The 1,217-nt window shown below is 51.3% G+C and carries 2 rRNA genes and 2 pseudogenes; 1 reads left to right on the plus strand and 3 read right to left on the minus strand.

Annotated features, from left to right (window positions below):
• Positions 1–129, minus strand: a pseudogene (locus tag C6H66_RS25445) (alpha/beta hydrolase fold domain-containing protein); the annotation flags it as partial.
• Positions 130–134: 5 nt separating this feature from the next.
• Here C6H66_RS25445 and C6H66_RS25450 point away from each other — a divergent pair.
• Positions 135–389, plus strand: a pseudogene (locus tag C6H66_RS25450) (transposase domain-containing protein); the annotation flags it as partial.
• 298 nt (positions 390–687) lie between these two features.
• Here C6H66_RS25450 and rrf read toward each other — a convergent pair.
• A 5S ribosomal RNA gene (gene rrf / locus C6H66_RS25455) occupies positions 688–803 on the minus strand.
• Between the two features lie 145 nt (positions 804–948).
• A 23S ribosomal RNA gene (locus tag C6H66_RS26525) occupies positions 949–1,217 on the minus strand; the annotation flags it as partial.

Below are 1,217 nucleotides of genomic sequence, written 5' to 3' on the forward strand. Positions count from 1 at the left end.
CACAGTATTGAAGTCTGCATTCGTAACAGGCCACAGCATTACGTTATAGCGTATTTCTGGTCCACCATACTGTTTCGCCTGCAAGGCAACGGAGGCTACCATATTACCTCCGACACTGTTGCCAACCAGGCCCCGGTCGGGTACCGATAGACAACAACCGGGCGGAGAATGCGGTCCGGGGTGTGGCGCTCGGGCGAAAGAACTGGCTTTTTGCGGGTTCCCTGCCCGCGGGACAACGGGCGGCCATGATAATGAGCCTATTGGAAACCGCTCAGGCCAACGGACATGAGCCCTGGGTCTGGTTACGTGATGTCCTCAGCCGGCTGCCTGTCTGGCCGAACAATCGGTTGAATGAGCTGCTGCCCTGGCCTGAGAATCCCTTCCGTTAACATCCCATTTTGTTGTTATCTGACAACGCAAGGTGAGTCCACCGGAACATTACCTTATATCATCTAATAAGAAGTGTGGAAAAAACTTTGCCCAAGGCAAATTCTATTCAGGGGAAAACAGCGATATACCGCTAAATACAAAACTGCCAGCCGCAGATAGCTAATGTACTGGAGATAAAGGGATGATTAACAAAAGCAAATTTCGACAAGCATCGTAACGTCTATGGAGCCAAAGCAGCGGCTGTCTTACAAACGCAAAAACCCCCAGCTTGCGCTGAGGGTTTCCACTGTATTTAAAGCCTGGCAGTGTCCTACTCTCACATGGGGAGACCCCACACTACCATCGGCGCTACGGCGTTTCACTGCTGAGTTCGGCATGGGGTCAGGTGGGACCGCCGCGCTATCGCCGCCAGGCATATTCCGTTTTATTCCAACCCTTGTCTGACTCTCCGTCAACACAACCATTGGAACCAATCTCTGAACAAGCTGAAATCTGTCTCTCTTCTGTCTTCCGACTTCTGTTTGCTGTCTTCCGACACCAAAACCCCTTCGGCGTTGTAAGGTTAAGCCGCTCGGTTCATTAGTACTGGTCAGCTCAATGCATCGCTGCACTTACACACCCAGCCTATCCACGTCTTCGTCTTAAACGTTCCTTCCGTGACTCTAAGTCAAGGGAAGACTCATCTCAAGGCAAGGTTTCCCGATGACACCTGGCAAATGTTGACCCGTCTTTCACCACAAGAGCGCCGTGGGTTAGTCATTAACGCTGATGAAAATGTTCTGCAAGGCTGGCTGGACTTACTCAGTGCCTATCAGGATAACAAACAG

Source organism: Photorhabdus hindustanensis, assembly GCF_002968995.1.
Lineage (GTDB): Bacteria > Pseudomonadota > Gammaproteobacteria > Enterobacterales > Enterobacteriaceae > Photorhabdus > Photorhabdus akhurstii.